Source organism: Shewanella sp. Actino-trap-3 (genome assembly GCF_002836275.1).
GTDB classification, from domain to species: domain Bacteria; phylum Pseudomonadota; class Gammaproteobacteria; order Enterobacterales; family Shewanellaceae; genus Shewanella; species Shewanella psychromarinicola.
Genome location: NZ_PJCE01000001.1, coordinates 3,611,435 through 3,625,392, shown reverse-complemented (window position 1 = coordinate 3,625,392; position 13,958 = coordinate 3,611,435). Strand labels below are relative to the sequence as shown.

The 13,958-nt window shown below is 42.1% G+C and carries 9 protein-coding genes; 5 read left to right on the top strand and 4 right to left on the bottom strand.

Annotated features, from left to right (window positions below):
- Positions 1-485: 485 nt before the first annotated feature.
- Both CXF80_RS15620 and CXF80_RS15615 read left to right on the top strand, forming a co-directional pair.
- Positions 486-1,280: a Crp/Fnr family transcriptional regulator gene (locus CXF80_RS15620; protein WP_101033867.1), complete on the top strand. Its 795-nt coding sequence runs from the start codon at positions 486-488 to the stop codon at positions 1,278-1,280.
- Positions 1,281-1,339: 59 nt separating this feature from the next.
- A complete protein-coding gene (locus CXF80_RS15615) occupies positions 1,340-1,762 on the top strand; it encodes a VOC family protein (RefSeq protein ID WP_101033866.1) in 423 nt (140 codons plus the stop codon).
- Positions 1,763-1,947: 185 nt separating this feature from the next.
- On the opposite strand, the gene CXF80_RS15610 is transcribed toward CXF80_RS15615, so the two are convergent.
- Together CXF80_RS15610 and CXF80_RS15605 are read right to left on the bottom strand one after the other, a co-directional pair.
- A complete protein-coding gene (locus tag CXF80_RS15610; RefSeq protein ID WP_101033865.1) occupies positions 1,948-3,327 on the bottom strand; it encodes a sigma-54-dependent transcriptional regulator in 1,380 nt (459 codons plus the stop codon).
- A 3-nt stretch (positions 3,328-3,330) separates the two neighbouring features.
- On the bottom strand, positions 3,331-5,304 hold the full coding sequence (locus CXF80_RS15605) for an ATP-binding protein (protein WP_101033864.1): 1,974 nt from the start codon (positions 5,302-5,304) through the stop codon (positions 3,331-3,333).
- A 397-nt stretch (positions 5,305-5,701) separates the two neighbouring features.
- Here CXF80_RS15605 and CXF80_RS15600 point away from each other — a divergent pair, with 397 nt between their 5' ends.
- Both CXF80_RS15600 and CXF80_RS15595 read left to right on the top strand, forming a co-directional pair.
- Positions 5,702-7,492, top strand: a complete 1,791-nt coding sequence (locus tag CXF80_RS15600; RefSeq protein WP_101033863.1) for a flavocytochrome c — start codon at positions 5,702-5,704, stop codon at positions 7,490-7,492.
- 572 nt (positions 7,493-8,064) lie between these two features.
- Positions 8,065-9,309 carry an MFS transporter gene (locus CXF80_RS15595; RefSeq protein WP_101033862.1) on the top strand — a complete coding sequence of 415 codons (1,245 nt, stop codon included), beginning with the start codon at positions 8,065-8,067 and terminating at the stop codon, positions 9,307-9,309.
- Between the two features lie 482 nt (positions 9,310-9,791).
- Here CXF80_RS15595 and CXF80_RS15590 read toward each other — a convergent pair whose 3' ends face one another.
- A complete protein-coding gene (locus CXF80_RS15590) occupies positions 9,792-10,550 on the bottom strand; it encodes a DUF1499 domain-containing protein (RefSeq protein ID WP_232772116.1) in 759 nt (252 codons plus the stop codon).
- A 140-nt stretch (positions 10,551-10,690) separates the two neighbouring features.
- Complete coding sequence (gene norR, locus CXF80_RS15585; protein WP_101033860.1) at positions 10,691-12,271, bottom strand: nitric oxide reductase transcriptional regulator NorR; 1,581 nt, start codon at positions 12,269-12,271, stop codon at positions 10,691-10,693.
- 186 nt (positions 12,272-12,457) lie between these two features.
- On the opposite strand from norR, the gene hmpA reads away from it, so the two are divergent.
- The gene (hmpA, locus tag CXF80_RS15580) at positions 12,458-13,639 is read left to right on the top strand and encodes an NO-inducible flavohemoprotein (RefSeq protein WP_101033859.1); all 1,182 of its coding nucleotides are present in this window, start codon (positions 12,458-12,460) and stop codon (positions 13,637-13,639) included.
- Positions 13,640-13,958: the final 319 nt, after the last annotated feature.

Below are 13,958 nucleotides of genomic sequence, written 5' to 3'. Positions count from 1 at the left end.
TTGATAGATAGATCTCATTTTTAAATACCTCCCAAAATCTGAAATTTTTACTTTCATTTTATTACCTGTAAAATAATTACTTCTTTAAAATAAGTTTTTATATTTATTTTAGAAAATAAAATCATAAACTTATTTTATTGCATCACTATCGAAGCCAAACAATGTTAACCAGTCGGGGGCTCTACTTAATATTTTTTTAGCACCTTCAAATTTCTTGAGCTAATTTAACCAAATCATCCACCCAAAAACCTTTATACAGGTATAAACAATTGTAAATAACATGTGATTAACTTAACAAAAAATAAAACTAATGGTATTTGTTAATTATTAGCTGTGTTAGTCACAACTTAGAAAAACATGTGATTAGCACCACACAATATTAATATGTATAGAATTTAAACTTGTTCTATCCGGTTTGGGTTTATACTGGTACATATGTGATTGGTAATTTATGTAATGATAATTAAACATTAAGGTGTATTTATATGGCTCGCGTTATGTCCTTAAGTCCTGAAATGAAAGGTAAATCTACTATATTCTTTCCTGACATAGTTAAACCCGACATAATGAGTTTCATTAAAGAAAATGGTGAACTAATAACCTTAAGCAAAGGTGAGTTAATCCCAAAAAGCATCCTACTTAACAATTTTATCTATTTAAATACAGGCTTGATATTTTATATAAAACGAACAAACAACTATACCAAACCTAAATTTGTAAATGTCATTATCCCACATAGATTGACTGATTATCATTTACTATTAGAGAATAATTGTACTTGCTGTAAAAGCATTAAGGTCGCAAGAGACAGTCAGATAACGATTGTTGACAAATCTTTGATAAAAAACCTAATAAAAGAAGATATTGAGCTTTTTACTCGTTTTATGTTTGATGCAAACTATTTTACTGAAAGACAAACTGCACTGGCTATTTTCTTATTAACCTCTTCACCAGAAGATAAACTCATTAAATTTCTCTTTGATATTCTCGTTGCTTTTAAAACAGAATTTTCATCAATGTGGCTTACCATTGATATAAAACTAACCCGAGAAGAGATTGCAGATATATTACATATTAGCATCATAAAGTTGGACTTAATGTTAGGAAGCTTAAAGAAGCAAGGTATGTTAAAAAAAGAAAAAGGACTATTTAGTATTAATACAGCATTATTTAGTGAACTTTCGCCATGCCCTTTAGGAAGAGAAGACGCGCAAGGATGTAAGTCTAATAACATGCTAAAGTTCAAAATGAAAAACATGATTGAAATCAATAATGTCTAGTTAAACTTTTACACGAGAACATCTATTAGAAATACGATAATAAATTCAATGGAATAACAATGAAACAATCAATAGTTCACATTGCTTTAGTCGTGAGAGATTATGATGAAGCTATCGAGTTTTATGTCAATAAATTGAAATTTGAGTTAATCGAAGATACCTATCAAGCAGAACAGGACAAACGTTGGGTAGTTGTTTCCCCTCCAGGTTCAAGCGGAGTGTCGTTACTGTTAGCACGGGCATCGAAGCCGGAGCAGAATGATGTTATCGGTAACCAAACTGGCGGACGTGTTTTTCTTTTTTTGAACACCGATGATTTTTGGCGAGACTATCACCGCATGGTAGTTGACGGGATAAAGTTCGTTAGGCCGCCACAAGAACAAGATTATGGCACTGTCGCAGTATTTGAAGATCTCTATGGCAATCTTTGGGACTTACTGCAGTTAAATGATGATCATCCAATATCAATCAAAACCTCGTAAAAAGCATTAATTGGTGTATTACATTGGCTATTGTTTGGCCAGCTTTTAAGGCCGCACAATGGCATTAACAAGCTTTTGTGTAGCACTAAGACTAATGTTGAAATATGTATCGTTAACATGTCACAAGACCTGCACTCAATCGCCACTATTTATACATGTTTAACTAAACTGCAGCACATTCAGCGCTAATGTCCTTTGAGTCGTCGACTCAATGCACTTTGACTGATCCCAAGCACCTGCGCAGCGGCAGTTTGATTGTTGGCTGTACGGCTCATCGCTTCATCCATTAAGGCTTGATTCATCTGCGCGAGTGTTGGCAACACTTTAGGGAAGATGATGAGATCTTGAGGGGCTTCAGTCAATAATTTGTGTTCATTAATCGCTTCCATAAAAGCAGAAGTGTTAAGCGCTATACCATCACTTCTACTTACCGCATCGAATACCATCCCTTTGAGCTCATGTAGATTACCGGGAAAGTCATAGCTAGCTAAGCTAGGCGCTAAGTCTGCGGGTTGGATCGGTGCGGGTAAATTCATTTCAGCGGCTGCTAGGGCGATGAAATGATTGATCAACATAGCGATATCTAACTGGCGGGCCGCTAATGGCGGTAATTTAATTTTATGGGCGCGTAAACGGTAGAGTAGATCGCTCCTAAACTCACCCGCTTGGTGAAGTTTACGTAAATCATCTTGAGTTGAGACCACAAACTTACATTTTACTGGGTAGGCGGTGTCGCTTCCTAAGGGGTAATATTGTTTGGTTTCTAAAAACTCTAATAGTCTAACTTGTGCGTTTAGCGGCAGGGCTCCTATCTCGTTAAGATAGATCACCCCGCTACCAACTTGATGCAGTAAGCCTGCAACCGCGTCTAATTCACCATTACTGTGATGATACAGTTGACCACACATTTTCTGCTCGAAGAACTCGCTACTAATGCCCGCGAGATTGAGACTGATGAACGGTTCGTTAGGGCTATAAAGTGTATGGCAAGATTTGGCAAATTCGCTTTTACCTGTGCCGCTAGCGCCAACAATTAATAAGGGCTCAGGACTGCATGAGACGGCTTCGAGATAGCGGAACTGATCCAATAGCTGTGGCTCGCAAGTTAAAATATTATTGAACGCTTGCGGGGTGTCTAAAGTACGACTTAGAAATTTCTCCTTAATATAGAGATAGTTTCTTTCCAGCCCGACGACTTCCAGTGCTCGGCGCACTGTATGCGCGAGGTCATCGACATTGTCGGTTTTAATAAAGTAGTCATAGGCGCCTTTTTTAATGCAACGTACTGCGGTGTCGACTTCGTTAACCCCCGTCACAATAATGACTCGGGTGTTGGGGAAATCACTGCGGATCATCGCTAATAACTCTTCGCCAGAGTGAAATGGCATGGTGAGATCGAGTAGCACTAGCGCATAGTCGCCAACTTGTAATCGATTCTTCACTTGGCGACTATCTACGCAGCTGTCAATATCCGCTTCCGGAACCAGACGATTAAGGGTGACCGCTAACGTTCTTAACCAAGCGGCTTCATCGTCGACTAAAAGAATATTTCTGGCTAGTTTCATTTGTTATACCAATCCTGTTGTTCCAATGCGAAAGCTTAGGCGAATTCGAGTGCCTTTACCTACACTCGACAGCATCTGCATTTCGCCGTGATGCTCTTTTATTATTCTACTGCATACCGATAATCCTAACCCACTGCCGCCTTCGTTTCGCCTGGTGGTGAAAAAGGGCTCTGTTATACGCGTTAATGTGGCGCTATCCATCCCGCAGCCATTGTCGGTGATACTCAGGATAGCCTTATCACCTTCAACATGGGTATCTATGACTATAAATCCCGATTGCTCAGAACAGGCATGACAAGCATTTTGAATGAGGTTAATTAATACTTGATGTAACTGCTGAGCATCACCCTCAATTTTTGGGCTTGGTTCACACAGCATGGGGGTGATCTGATGGAATTTTGTTTGATTCGCGGTGAGACGTAGGGCAACTTGCACCACATCATTTAAACACACTCGGTTATATTGGTCGGCAATATGCGGCATGGCGTAACGTTTTAAGTCATTAACAATTCGGCTGATACGTTTAGCGCCCTCTTCAATAGAGCCGCAACTATACTGTAACTCTTCTATCGCTATGTCTGGGTTTAGCCCTGCAATAAGCCAGAAAGGATTTTGTTTTTGATAGTGCTTAGCGGCAGGCGTTAAGTCTTGCATGGCCGCAGTAAATAGTGCTACCGCATGTACAATGAGGCCGGTTGGATTGTTGATTTCATGGGCAATTCCCGCAGACAACTCTCCTAATGACGCTAAACGACTGGCTTCTTCATTAGCCTGGCGCAATCGATGCTGCTCGGTTGATTCTTCAAGTAGAATCACCACCTGATGGTTTGCAATAGGATGAATTTGTAATTGCCAACACTGCTGCTGATACCGCATATCGGCAGTAAACGACTTTTGGGTCGATAACACGTCTAATACTGCGGCTTTAAGCTTAAAAACATCGTTGTCGACATAGTAAAATTCATCTGAATCTAACAGGTGAATATTGTTATCGTTACTCCATAAATGCTGGAGGTCCTGGTTTACTATGGTCACGCCATTGGGGATCCCATCGAGAACAGACTGAAACTGTTTCGACAGTTCAAATATCTCAGCTTCAATGCGCCGGCGTTGAATTAATTCGGCATCGAGCGCCTTCGTGTGGCGGCGCAAACTGGCACTAATAAACCCGGTGTATACCATGCCTACTGCACAGACAAGCGCGACCAACATCGCGACTGAAAGCATTCGCTGTTCATTAGAGGTTAAATCCACTTTCTCACGCCCAATACCAAACCATTTATTGACTAGTTTGTCGTATTCACCTGATAGTTTTAGTTGCCTAAGCGCCTCGTTGATTTTGTACATTAATAATGTTTTCTTAACATTACCAACAAAATTAAAGTCACCGTAGATCAGCGCATCACTTGAACTGCGAACCGAGGGATACAAAGGAAGTAAGCGCCGAGCAACAAAGCTTTCAGCAATAACCACGTCGACTTGGTTGCTAATCAGTTGTTGAAAGCCTGTCTCATAGAGATCGACATCCACGCGCTCGAAATTTTGCGGATAGCCTGACAGGTATACATCGACAAAAGCCCCTATTTTGATGGCGACACGCTTACCAACGAGATCAGCCCAATTGTTTATTAACGCCTTGCCCTGCAAGGTATAGGCTCTAGCATGGGTGGCATAGATAGGATCGGATTGGCTTAACTTGCGGTCCAAATTGACGGGGCTAACCACAGCAATCACATCGATATCACTGTTAGGATTATGAACATCTTTTACTAATTGCTGAAAACTCTTACGCCGAACGATGATGCGCTTATTAGTGAGCTGACCGATTCGATTCATCAACTCGACATTAAAGCCTTGATCGACACCATTTTTACGCCATTCTAATGGCGCCGTTTTTGAGTGTACCCCAAAGACAATGCTTTCTTGAGCGAGCACAGGTAAGGAGAGGATGATAAGTAATAGCAATAAAAATCTCATGTTGCGATGATACACACCACCCGCAGCTTAAACTGTGCAGCATTACGCGAATTAGCAGATCGTTAAGTAGCTTTTTCGATGATATTTAGAGACTGTGATCTATCTCTACATAGGCTATGCAAAATCGCATATACCCCTTTATAACTATGCATCTTTGCATAGTTAGTTTTTTTGCTTGTGATTGAGGAAACATTTCTGACCCCCCTGTTGATTATCTTATTGCTGGCCTTAGTGTCATAGGTGAAGATTAAATCGAGTAAAAGTAATCGCCGATAAAATCGAGATGAGTTTTGCCGATACTTTTGAAAGTGAACGCCACTTCAACCTTAATAAAATAATGAGAGTACTTCTATAGTTAATCGACTAAGCGTCATTAAATGTAGAGGGGGGAGCAAAAATGAAAAAGATGAAACTTGCAGTCTGTCTAGCCACATTAATGGGCACAGCTGGTCTAATGGGCAATGCAGTTGCGGCTGATGACTTAGCCGAATTCCACGCTCAAAACCAAGAATGTGATAGCTGCCATACACCAGATGGTGAACTATCAAATGACAGCTTAACTTATGAAAATGCCCAATGTGTTTCTTGTCATGGAACACTAGCAGAAGTGGCTGAAACCACTAAGCATGAACATTACAATGCTCATGACTCGCATTTTCCTGGCGATGTATCATGTACCACATGTCACAGCGCTCACGAAAAATCTATGGTGTACTGCGACTCGTGCCACAGCTTCGATTTCAACATGCCATATGCTAAAAAATGGCAACGTGACGAACCGACTATTGCAGAATTGGCCAAAGATAAATCAGAACGTCAAGCAGCCCTTGCTAGCGCACCTCAAGATACCGTTGACGTCATTGTTGTCGGTTCTGGCGGCGCAGGCTTCTCTGCGGCAATCTCTGCATATGATAATGACGCTAAAGTCATTATTATTGAGAAAGAGCCTGTTATCGGTGGTAACGCTAAATTGGCCGCAGGTGGCATGAACGCTGCTTGGACTGATCAACAAAAAGCGAAAGACATTACTGATAGCCCTAAATCAATGTACAAAGACACCATGAAAGGTGGCCGTAACCTAAACGATCCTGCATTGGTTGAAATCTTAACCTCGCACTCTAAAGACTCTGTTAATTGGATGACCGCAATGGGCGCCGATTTAAATGATGTCGGTCGTATGGGCGGCGCATCTGCTAACCGTGCACACCGTCCAACCGGTGGTGCTGGTGTTGGTGCTCATATTGTTCAAGTGCTTTATGATAATGCCATGAAACGCAATATCGACATACGCATGAACACTCGTGGTATCGAAATCCTTAAAGATGACAGTGGTAATGTCAAAGGTATCCTAGTTAAGGGTATGTACAAAGGCTACTACTGGGTGAAAGCGGATGCTGTAGTATTAGCAACCGGTGGTTTCGCTAAAAATAACGAACGTGTCGCTAAGCTTGATCCTAAGCTAAAAGGCTTTATCTCTACTAACCAACCTGGTGCGGTAGGTGATGGTCTTGATGTTGCCGAAAATGCAGGCGCAGCATTGAAAGACATGCAGTATATCCAAGCTCACCCAACCCTATCTGTTAAAGGTGGCGTAATGGTCACTGAAGCGGTTCGTGGTAATGGTGCTATTTTGGTTAACCGTGAAGGTAAGCGTTTCGTAAACGAAATCACTACACGTGATAAAGCGTCTGCGGCTATCTTGGGGCAAACCGGCAAATCAGCGTTTTTAATCTTCGAAGATTCTGTGCGTAAATCACTGTCTAAAATTGATAAGTATATTGGTTTAGGTGTTGCACCTTCTGCGGATACTTTAGTTAAGTTAGGCAAGATGGAAGGCATTGACGGTAAAGCGTTGACTGAAACCGTTGCGCGTTACAACAGCTTAGTCGCTAGCGGTAAAGACACTGATTTTGAGCGTCCAAACCTACCTCGTGCACTAAACGAAGGTAACTACTACGCGATCGAAGTAACACCTGGTGTTCACCACACCATGGGTGGTGTGATGATCGATACTAAAGCAGAAGTCATGGATGCTAAGAAGCAAGTTATTCCTGGCCTATATGGCGCTGGTGAAGTAACCGGTGGTGTTCATGGTGCAAACCGCTTAGGTGGTAACGCCATTTCAGACATCGTCACCTTTGGTCGTTTAGCGGGTGAAGAAGCAGCGAAATATTCTAAGAAGAACTAATCGATTTAGAATTAACTGACTCGCTAGTATCAGTAAGCCACAGTTCATTGCTGTGGCTTTTTTTATAGGCGAATTTTTATCCACAAATTTTTACATAAATGCACTTATCTCCATCGTACTCTCAGTGAGTTGATTGATTTAAGATGCGTATTTAACGATTGATATCAGTTCCCCGCAAATCATTACTCATCCCGCTCATTAACCGAAGCGCGGTATAGCTCTATTATTTCATGGTGAGGAATGTGTATGTTTGTTATGTAGAGGGAAATGTATGAGTAATCAATCCTGTAAGTAGATTAAACATAAAGCTCACCGAACTTGAATGCCTCAAGGGTTCTATTTGGGAGATTTTTAACCGATGGAATACTGATGATATCGAACTGACTAAAATGAGCAAAACAACGACTAACACGTTCATGCCCCAAAGTGAGTGACGCGCTATTGCTAGTGACATCATTATATCTAATGATAAACACCGAATCAGTGACTGATTGATTTATAGCATATTGGCCAAAATAACTTGACCATTACAGACTGTTTAATTTGAATATTGACTAAGGGAAACAGAGGCAATGAACAGAGGGGGTAAAATACCTGTCCGAGGCTGGTCTATCTTATGGATAGCATGGTTAGCCTTTATGGTCGCTAATTTAACAAACTTTGCCTTTGGTGTGATCTTACCTGATATGAGATCTGATATTGGCTTTGATTTGCAGACCGCGGGGTATCTGAGTGCAATAGCCTGGATTGGTAAGGGACTTTTAACCATTCCAATTACTTGCCTGATCAGTAAAGGAAAACCGAAGATAGTTTTGCTTAGCATTTTTGTTCTTCTCGGCATTGGTATGTTTCTGCAAGGTTTTGCAACAAACACATTTATGCTGTTTGTTGGTCGACTGCTTGTGATGGGGGTAACGGCAGGAATTGTTTCTGTGTTGGTTGTGTTTAAGATCCAGTGGATCCCAACAGAAAAAATGGGTGCAGTGAACGGCATAGAAATGTTTACTGGTCCTGCAGGACAGCTTCTGGGAACTGCCGCATTTCCGATGTTTTTGGCTATGATGGCAGGCTGGCGTGAAGTCATGGTAGCTATGGGGGTCTTTGCTTTTTTGCTTGCGTTCGTTTGGATGTTTGTGGCGAAAGAGTGCAATCAACCTTGGCAATCAACCCATTATGAAAAAGTGCCTATACTCCAGCCTCTGAAAGAGGCATTGGCTTATAAAAATACCTGGCTTCTGGCTTTGGCCTGGCCTGCAACGTCGTTAACGTGGATTGCAATATACACATTCTGGGCCACCTACGCGGTTGAAAATATTGGATTATCAACCGCGGAAGCGGGCATGATCCTTGGTTTTATACCTATTGGCTCTGCTATTGCTTGCTTAGTTTCACCTGTAATTGCGCAAACATGGGGCTATGACAAGCCACTTATTGTTGCTTCCGGCGTAGTATTGCCTTTCTCGTACTATGGCTTGATGTTGTCCGACAATATTACAGTACTGTCCTTAGTCTCTTTTGTCACTGGGTATGCCGCATACAACTTTGTTCCTCTAGCGTTAACGACACTTTATAAGACAGGCATGTCTCCTCGCGCGGTATCAATGGGGACTGGGTTTATCTTTTCATTGAGTGGTTTAGGAGGTGCTGTTGGCGGCGCTCTGACAGGCTGGCTGGGCTCTCTCTATGGTCTCAAGACCGCCTTGTCGTTGACATGTTTCGCTCCAATTCTATTTGCTCTCTTTGCTTTATTCTTAACTGAAACAGGCTGGAAAGCAGGCGAAAAAAATAAATTACTGGAACAAAATCTCTGCCAATAAAAAATAAAAACCAACCATTTAGACATTAAAAGATATGGCGTTCTAATGCCCATTAATCCAAATTAAATGTTAACCATGATATCTATGGTTAACTAAATTTGACCACGATTTTAGGCAATAAGCGAAGCAGAATGCTTGCGTCGAGGACTTACTGCAATGCAAATCCTAAGTTACATTTCTGGTTAGCTTCTTTGTTTCGAGAGTGAACGTCGATCCATCCCTTTTTCAGTAAATACCATCCAGCAGGCTTAAGCTTTAGAGTTTTACCATACTTATCGTAGTGTGAATTATAGGATTTTGAGTATGAGATCTAATGCACTTTTGTCCATAAATGCCTTAGCATTAAAGTATATTCTATGCACAATACAATGTCAGAATGCGGACTCTATTTCATTTTATCTTTATGTTAAACCCCATTAATCAAACCTACAAAAAAGGAGCATTTTCATGCTCCCTTCCCGAGTAACAATCTACCGTTTAAATCATCTTGAGAATCGCTGACTAAATTCTTGAATGCGTTTCGCGTTGACACCCGCATCGCCAATACCAATCCGTGACACGCTGCGTAAATCAATACGACTGCCCTGCTCTAGTGCAGACACAACGATGACTACATCATCTGCAAAATTGAAAAAAGGCGTTGTTGCCGTACTTTCAAAGCGCAGTGCTTTTGGGTCTTGAGCGACAATGATCCAGCCCATGGTTTTAGCGACAGTTAATGCCTTTTGATAAGCCGCTTCAACCGATAAGTCTGATGCTATAGGCCCAATAGTGGGGAAAGCTTTTAGTTGCTGCGCGGCAATCTCTTCTCCACCATAAACCAAACTATTTCTTGCTCCAATACGGCTGTCAGTTAAAAACTCAAACTGCGGTGGTGATTGAGTATTGGTAGTAATATCGTGAATGGGTGGATATTTCACCGGTTCGATAACCAACGCCATAATGCGCGGCGACAATATAGCTAAACCCAGTAATAACGCTATTGTCGAGGTTAATATGCCTTTGCCCTTAGCGCGACTGTCTTGCTTAGCACTACTTTTAGCACTAAAGCTGGTGACTAATGCCAGCACCGAAAAAACCACTACCACATAACCCAACAGGTTATTGTAATTACGGCTGGCCATAAAGCCGACGATGGGTTCCCACAATCCCATTGACGATCCAAACACCATTAAAGCCGCTATCCCCACTGCGACCAATGCAACCACTAATGCGACCTTGCCTAAATTATCTTTTTGCATCACACCTATCCTTTAGAAGACTCTAGTTGAGCTAACTTAATCCAACTTATATTGACCTGAAATTATCGACATAAATTTCTGACAAAACATAAAAAATAATTTTGCCAAATAATCTGGCTAATTTTGTAGCTCTTTTACGATTAATACGCAGCGTTAGGATCAAGCCCTAAGCGCTGCATGGTACGAATTAAATTACTTCTATCCAGCTTTAAACACCTAGCAACGGCGGCTAAATTACCTCGTTCGGCCGCTAATACTGTCTGGATCACTTGCCGCTGGTACTCATCGGTTGAATCACGTAATCCTAGGGTTAACACCTGTGATAACTCGATAGTTGAATGATTGTCGCTGATGTTATCAACCTCGGCTATCGCTGATGCGGCAGAATGACTCGGGGAAAACTCGGAACCGAGATGAACACGACTGATACTAATAATGCTGGCATGACGACCTTGCTCGCTAGTGGCACGAAGCGCCGCACGGCTTAGTACGTGTTCTAACTCGCGCACATTGCCGGGCCAATGGTATTGGGTTAACTGATCAATCGCGGTTTGTTGCAGCCTGAGTTTAGTCACCCCAAGCTGATGTTGATTTTTCTCTAGAAAATAGCCCGCCAGTAAAATAACGTCTTTACCGCGATCACGCAATGGCGGTACAGGCAAAGGATACACACTCAAGCGATGGTATAAGTCAGCCCTAAAGCGGCCTTCTTTAACTTCTAACTGTAAATTACGATTGGTTGCCGCCACAATCCTGACATCAACAACAATGGTATCGTCACTGCCGACGCGCTGGATCTCACCATTTTGTAAAGTACGCAGTAATTTAGCTTGTACCGCTAGTGGCAACTCACCCACTTCATCTAAAAATAACGTACCACCATCTGCCAGTTCAAAACGGCCACGACGATCACTTACTGCCCCAGAATATGCGCCTTTTACATGGCCAAAGAGTTCACTTTCGACGATGTTTTCAGGCAATGCAGCACAGTTAATTTGCACTAGCGGTTGCTCACTTCGACGTGATTGCTGATGAATGCTTTTGGCAACCAGCTCTTTACCCACACCGGTTTCACCAGTAATTAATACCGATAGGTCACTGCTGGCAACAGTATTTATCTCTGACAATAAATCCCGGACCGCGACACTGTTACCAATAATACTCGACGGTCCCGTGGTCGCTAGCATGTATTGCGCCACTTGATGGTTGCGCTCAACTTTAACTTCTAACGCTTCAATATGTTCACTGGTATTAATCGCAGCGGCCACTGCGGCAATATAAGCACGGGTTTCTGTTGGGTTAAGCGTATCAAAGCTACCCGCTTGCATCGCATCTAAGGTCAGCACGCCCCAAGGTTTACCATCGATGTAAATAGTGCTGCCCATGCAGTCATGGACATGCAATTGTTCACTGTCATCATCGACTAAACCGTCGTAGGGATCGGGCAGTGTCGACTCAGCATCAAAGCGAGTAATGTGTGGATTAGCTAAAATTTGCTGTAAGCGTGGATGATGACTAATGGCAAATTGCCGCGCAAGTGCCTCTTGTTTAAGGCCTACGACCGCAACAGGCACCAAATGATCGTGTTTAAGCTTCAACAAGGCCACCACATCACATGGTATCGCGCGTTGAATCGCCAAAATCAGGCGCAAGTAACGTTCAGATTTTACAAGATCACGATTTAAGTCTTCTACAATGTCTATAAAGGGAGCAATATTCATAATAAGTCAAATTAACCCAATTTAGGTTAATTTGACACACATATTGATCTAGGTCAAATTAACCCTTAACAAAATTACACCTTATAAATCAGGTGGATAAATATTGGCGTGTTCTGTGCAGTGTCTGGATAGACAAGGTAATTGATTGAAGCTTATCGCTATTTTACTCCCTAAAGGAAATCATTAATGTTAGACACTGCAACTGTTCAAATCATTAAAGCCACCGTTCCGGTTCTGCAAATTTACGCTAATGACATCACTAGCCATTTTTACCCATTACTGTTCGCCCAGTATCCAGAAGTATTGCCATTTTTCAATAAAACGAACCAAGGCAAAGGTACTCAGCCTAAAGCACTGGCAAATGCGGTTATTGCTTATGGCGCCAATATTGATGAATTGGGAAACCTAAGCGAAGCGGTCAGTAAAATCGTTCAAAAGCATGTTGCATTAGGCATTTTACCTGAACAATATGACGCTGTTGGCAGTTGTTTATTACAAGCCATTAAAGCCGTACTCGGTGATGCTGCGACAGATGAAGTGATGGACGCTTGGGCCAAAGCTTATGGCCAATTAGCCAACATTTTGATTGCCGCAGAAGAGTCAATTTATACTGCTAAAGAGCAACAGCCAGGTGGTTGGCGTGGCGAGCGAGAGTTTATTTTAGTCAAACGCGTGGATGAAAGCTCAGTAATCAGCTCATTTTACTTTCAACCACAAGATGACAACGGCATTCCAAGCTTTGAAGCGGGACAATTCCTGACGCTGGTATTTGATGATATCGGCGGAATACCGATGCGTCGTAACTACAGCTTGTCTGACGCGGCCGGTAAAGATCACTTAAGAATTAGTGTCAAACGTGAACCCAATGGTGTGGTATCAAATCACTTACATGACAAGATTCAGTTAGGCGATAAAGTGAAATTACGTGCACCCAGTGGCGATTTCACCTTACGTAAAAACACCAAACCGTTAATTTTATTGACTGGCGGTGTGGGCATTACTCCTGCGATCAGTATGCTCAATACTGAAGCCGGTTCAGGCCGTGATATTCGCTTTATTCATGCGGCCCTTAATAGTGATGTGCACGCCTTTAAACAACATGTTGACCAACTGGCCTCTGTCCATGAACATATCAAGCCGCTGTATGTTTACAGTCAACCAGAACCTCATTGCCAACCTCATGCGACTGGGTTTATTGATGCCTCAATGATTGCAGAGCAGCTCCCCGCAGACCGCGATGTAGAATTCTATCTGCTTGGCCCTACTGGTTTTATGAAAGCAGCATTGGCCATCGCCACCAGCTTAGGTGTACCAGAAAGCCAAATTCATTATGAATTCTTCGGCCCAGCTGAAGCGTTAACCGCTTAAGAGCCCAACAAATATAACAGAGTATAAGAAAGCCCTGACTATTCAGTCAGGGCTTTTTAGTAATCTTTAAGAGTGGGGCTAGATCGGTAGTTTACATAAAAAATACGTCATCCCAACCTGATTTAAATCTTGAGTGAAGTGCTGTGAATACCGTGGCACTGAAGCTGGGCTAAAGAACTCTGGATTAGACGTTACCTTTAGCGCAGTCTGGTTAACCATGTTGTTACTGCGATGAGTATCATGTCGACAGAATTAACGGCCAATACTTTTGATTGTTTGATTGTTTGATTGTTTGATTGTTTGATTGTTTGACATATCG

Coding starts and splice junctions, on each gene's coding strand:
- CXF80_RS15620 (WP_101033867.1), top strand. CDS start 486: ATGGCTCGCGTTATGTCCTTAAGTCCTGAAATGAAAGGTAAATCTACT.
- CXF80_RS15615 (WP_101033866.1), top strand. CDS start 1,340: ATGAAACAATCAATAGTTCACATTGCTTTAGTCGTGAGAGATTATGAT.
- CXF80_RS15610 (WP_101033865.1), bottom strand. CDS start 3,327: ATGAAACTAGCCAGAAATATTCTTTTAGTCGACGATGAAGCCGCTTGG.
- CXF80_RS15605 (WP_101033864.1), bottom strand. CDS start 5,304: ATGAGATTTTTATTGCTATTACTTATCATCCTCTCCTTACCTGTGCTC.
- CXF80_RS15600 (WP_101033863.1), top strand. CDS start 5,702: ATGAAAAAGATGAAACTTGCAGTCTGTCTAGCCACATTAATGGGCACA.
- CXF80_RS15595 (WP_101033862.1), top strand. CDS start 8,065: ATGAACAGAGGGGGTAAAATACCTGTCCGAGGCTGGTCTATCTTATGG.
- CXF80_RS15590 (WP_232772116.1), bottom strand. CDS start 10,550: ATGCAAAAAGATAATTTAGGCAAGGTCGCATTAGTGGTTGCATTGGTC.
- norR (WP_101033860.1), bottom strand. CDS start 12,271: ATGAATATTGCTCCCTTTATAGACATTGTAGAAGACTTAAATCGTGAT.
- hmpA (WP_101033859.1), top strand. CDS start 12,458: ATGTTAGACACTGCAACTGTTCAAATCATTAAAGCCACCGTTCCGGTT.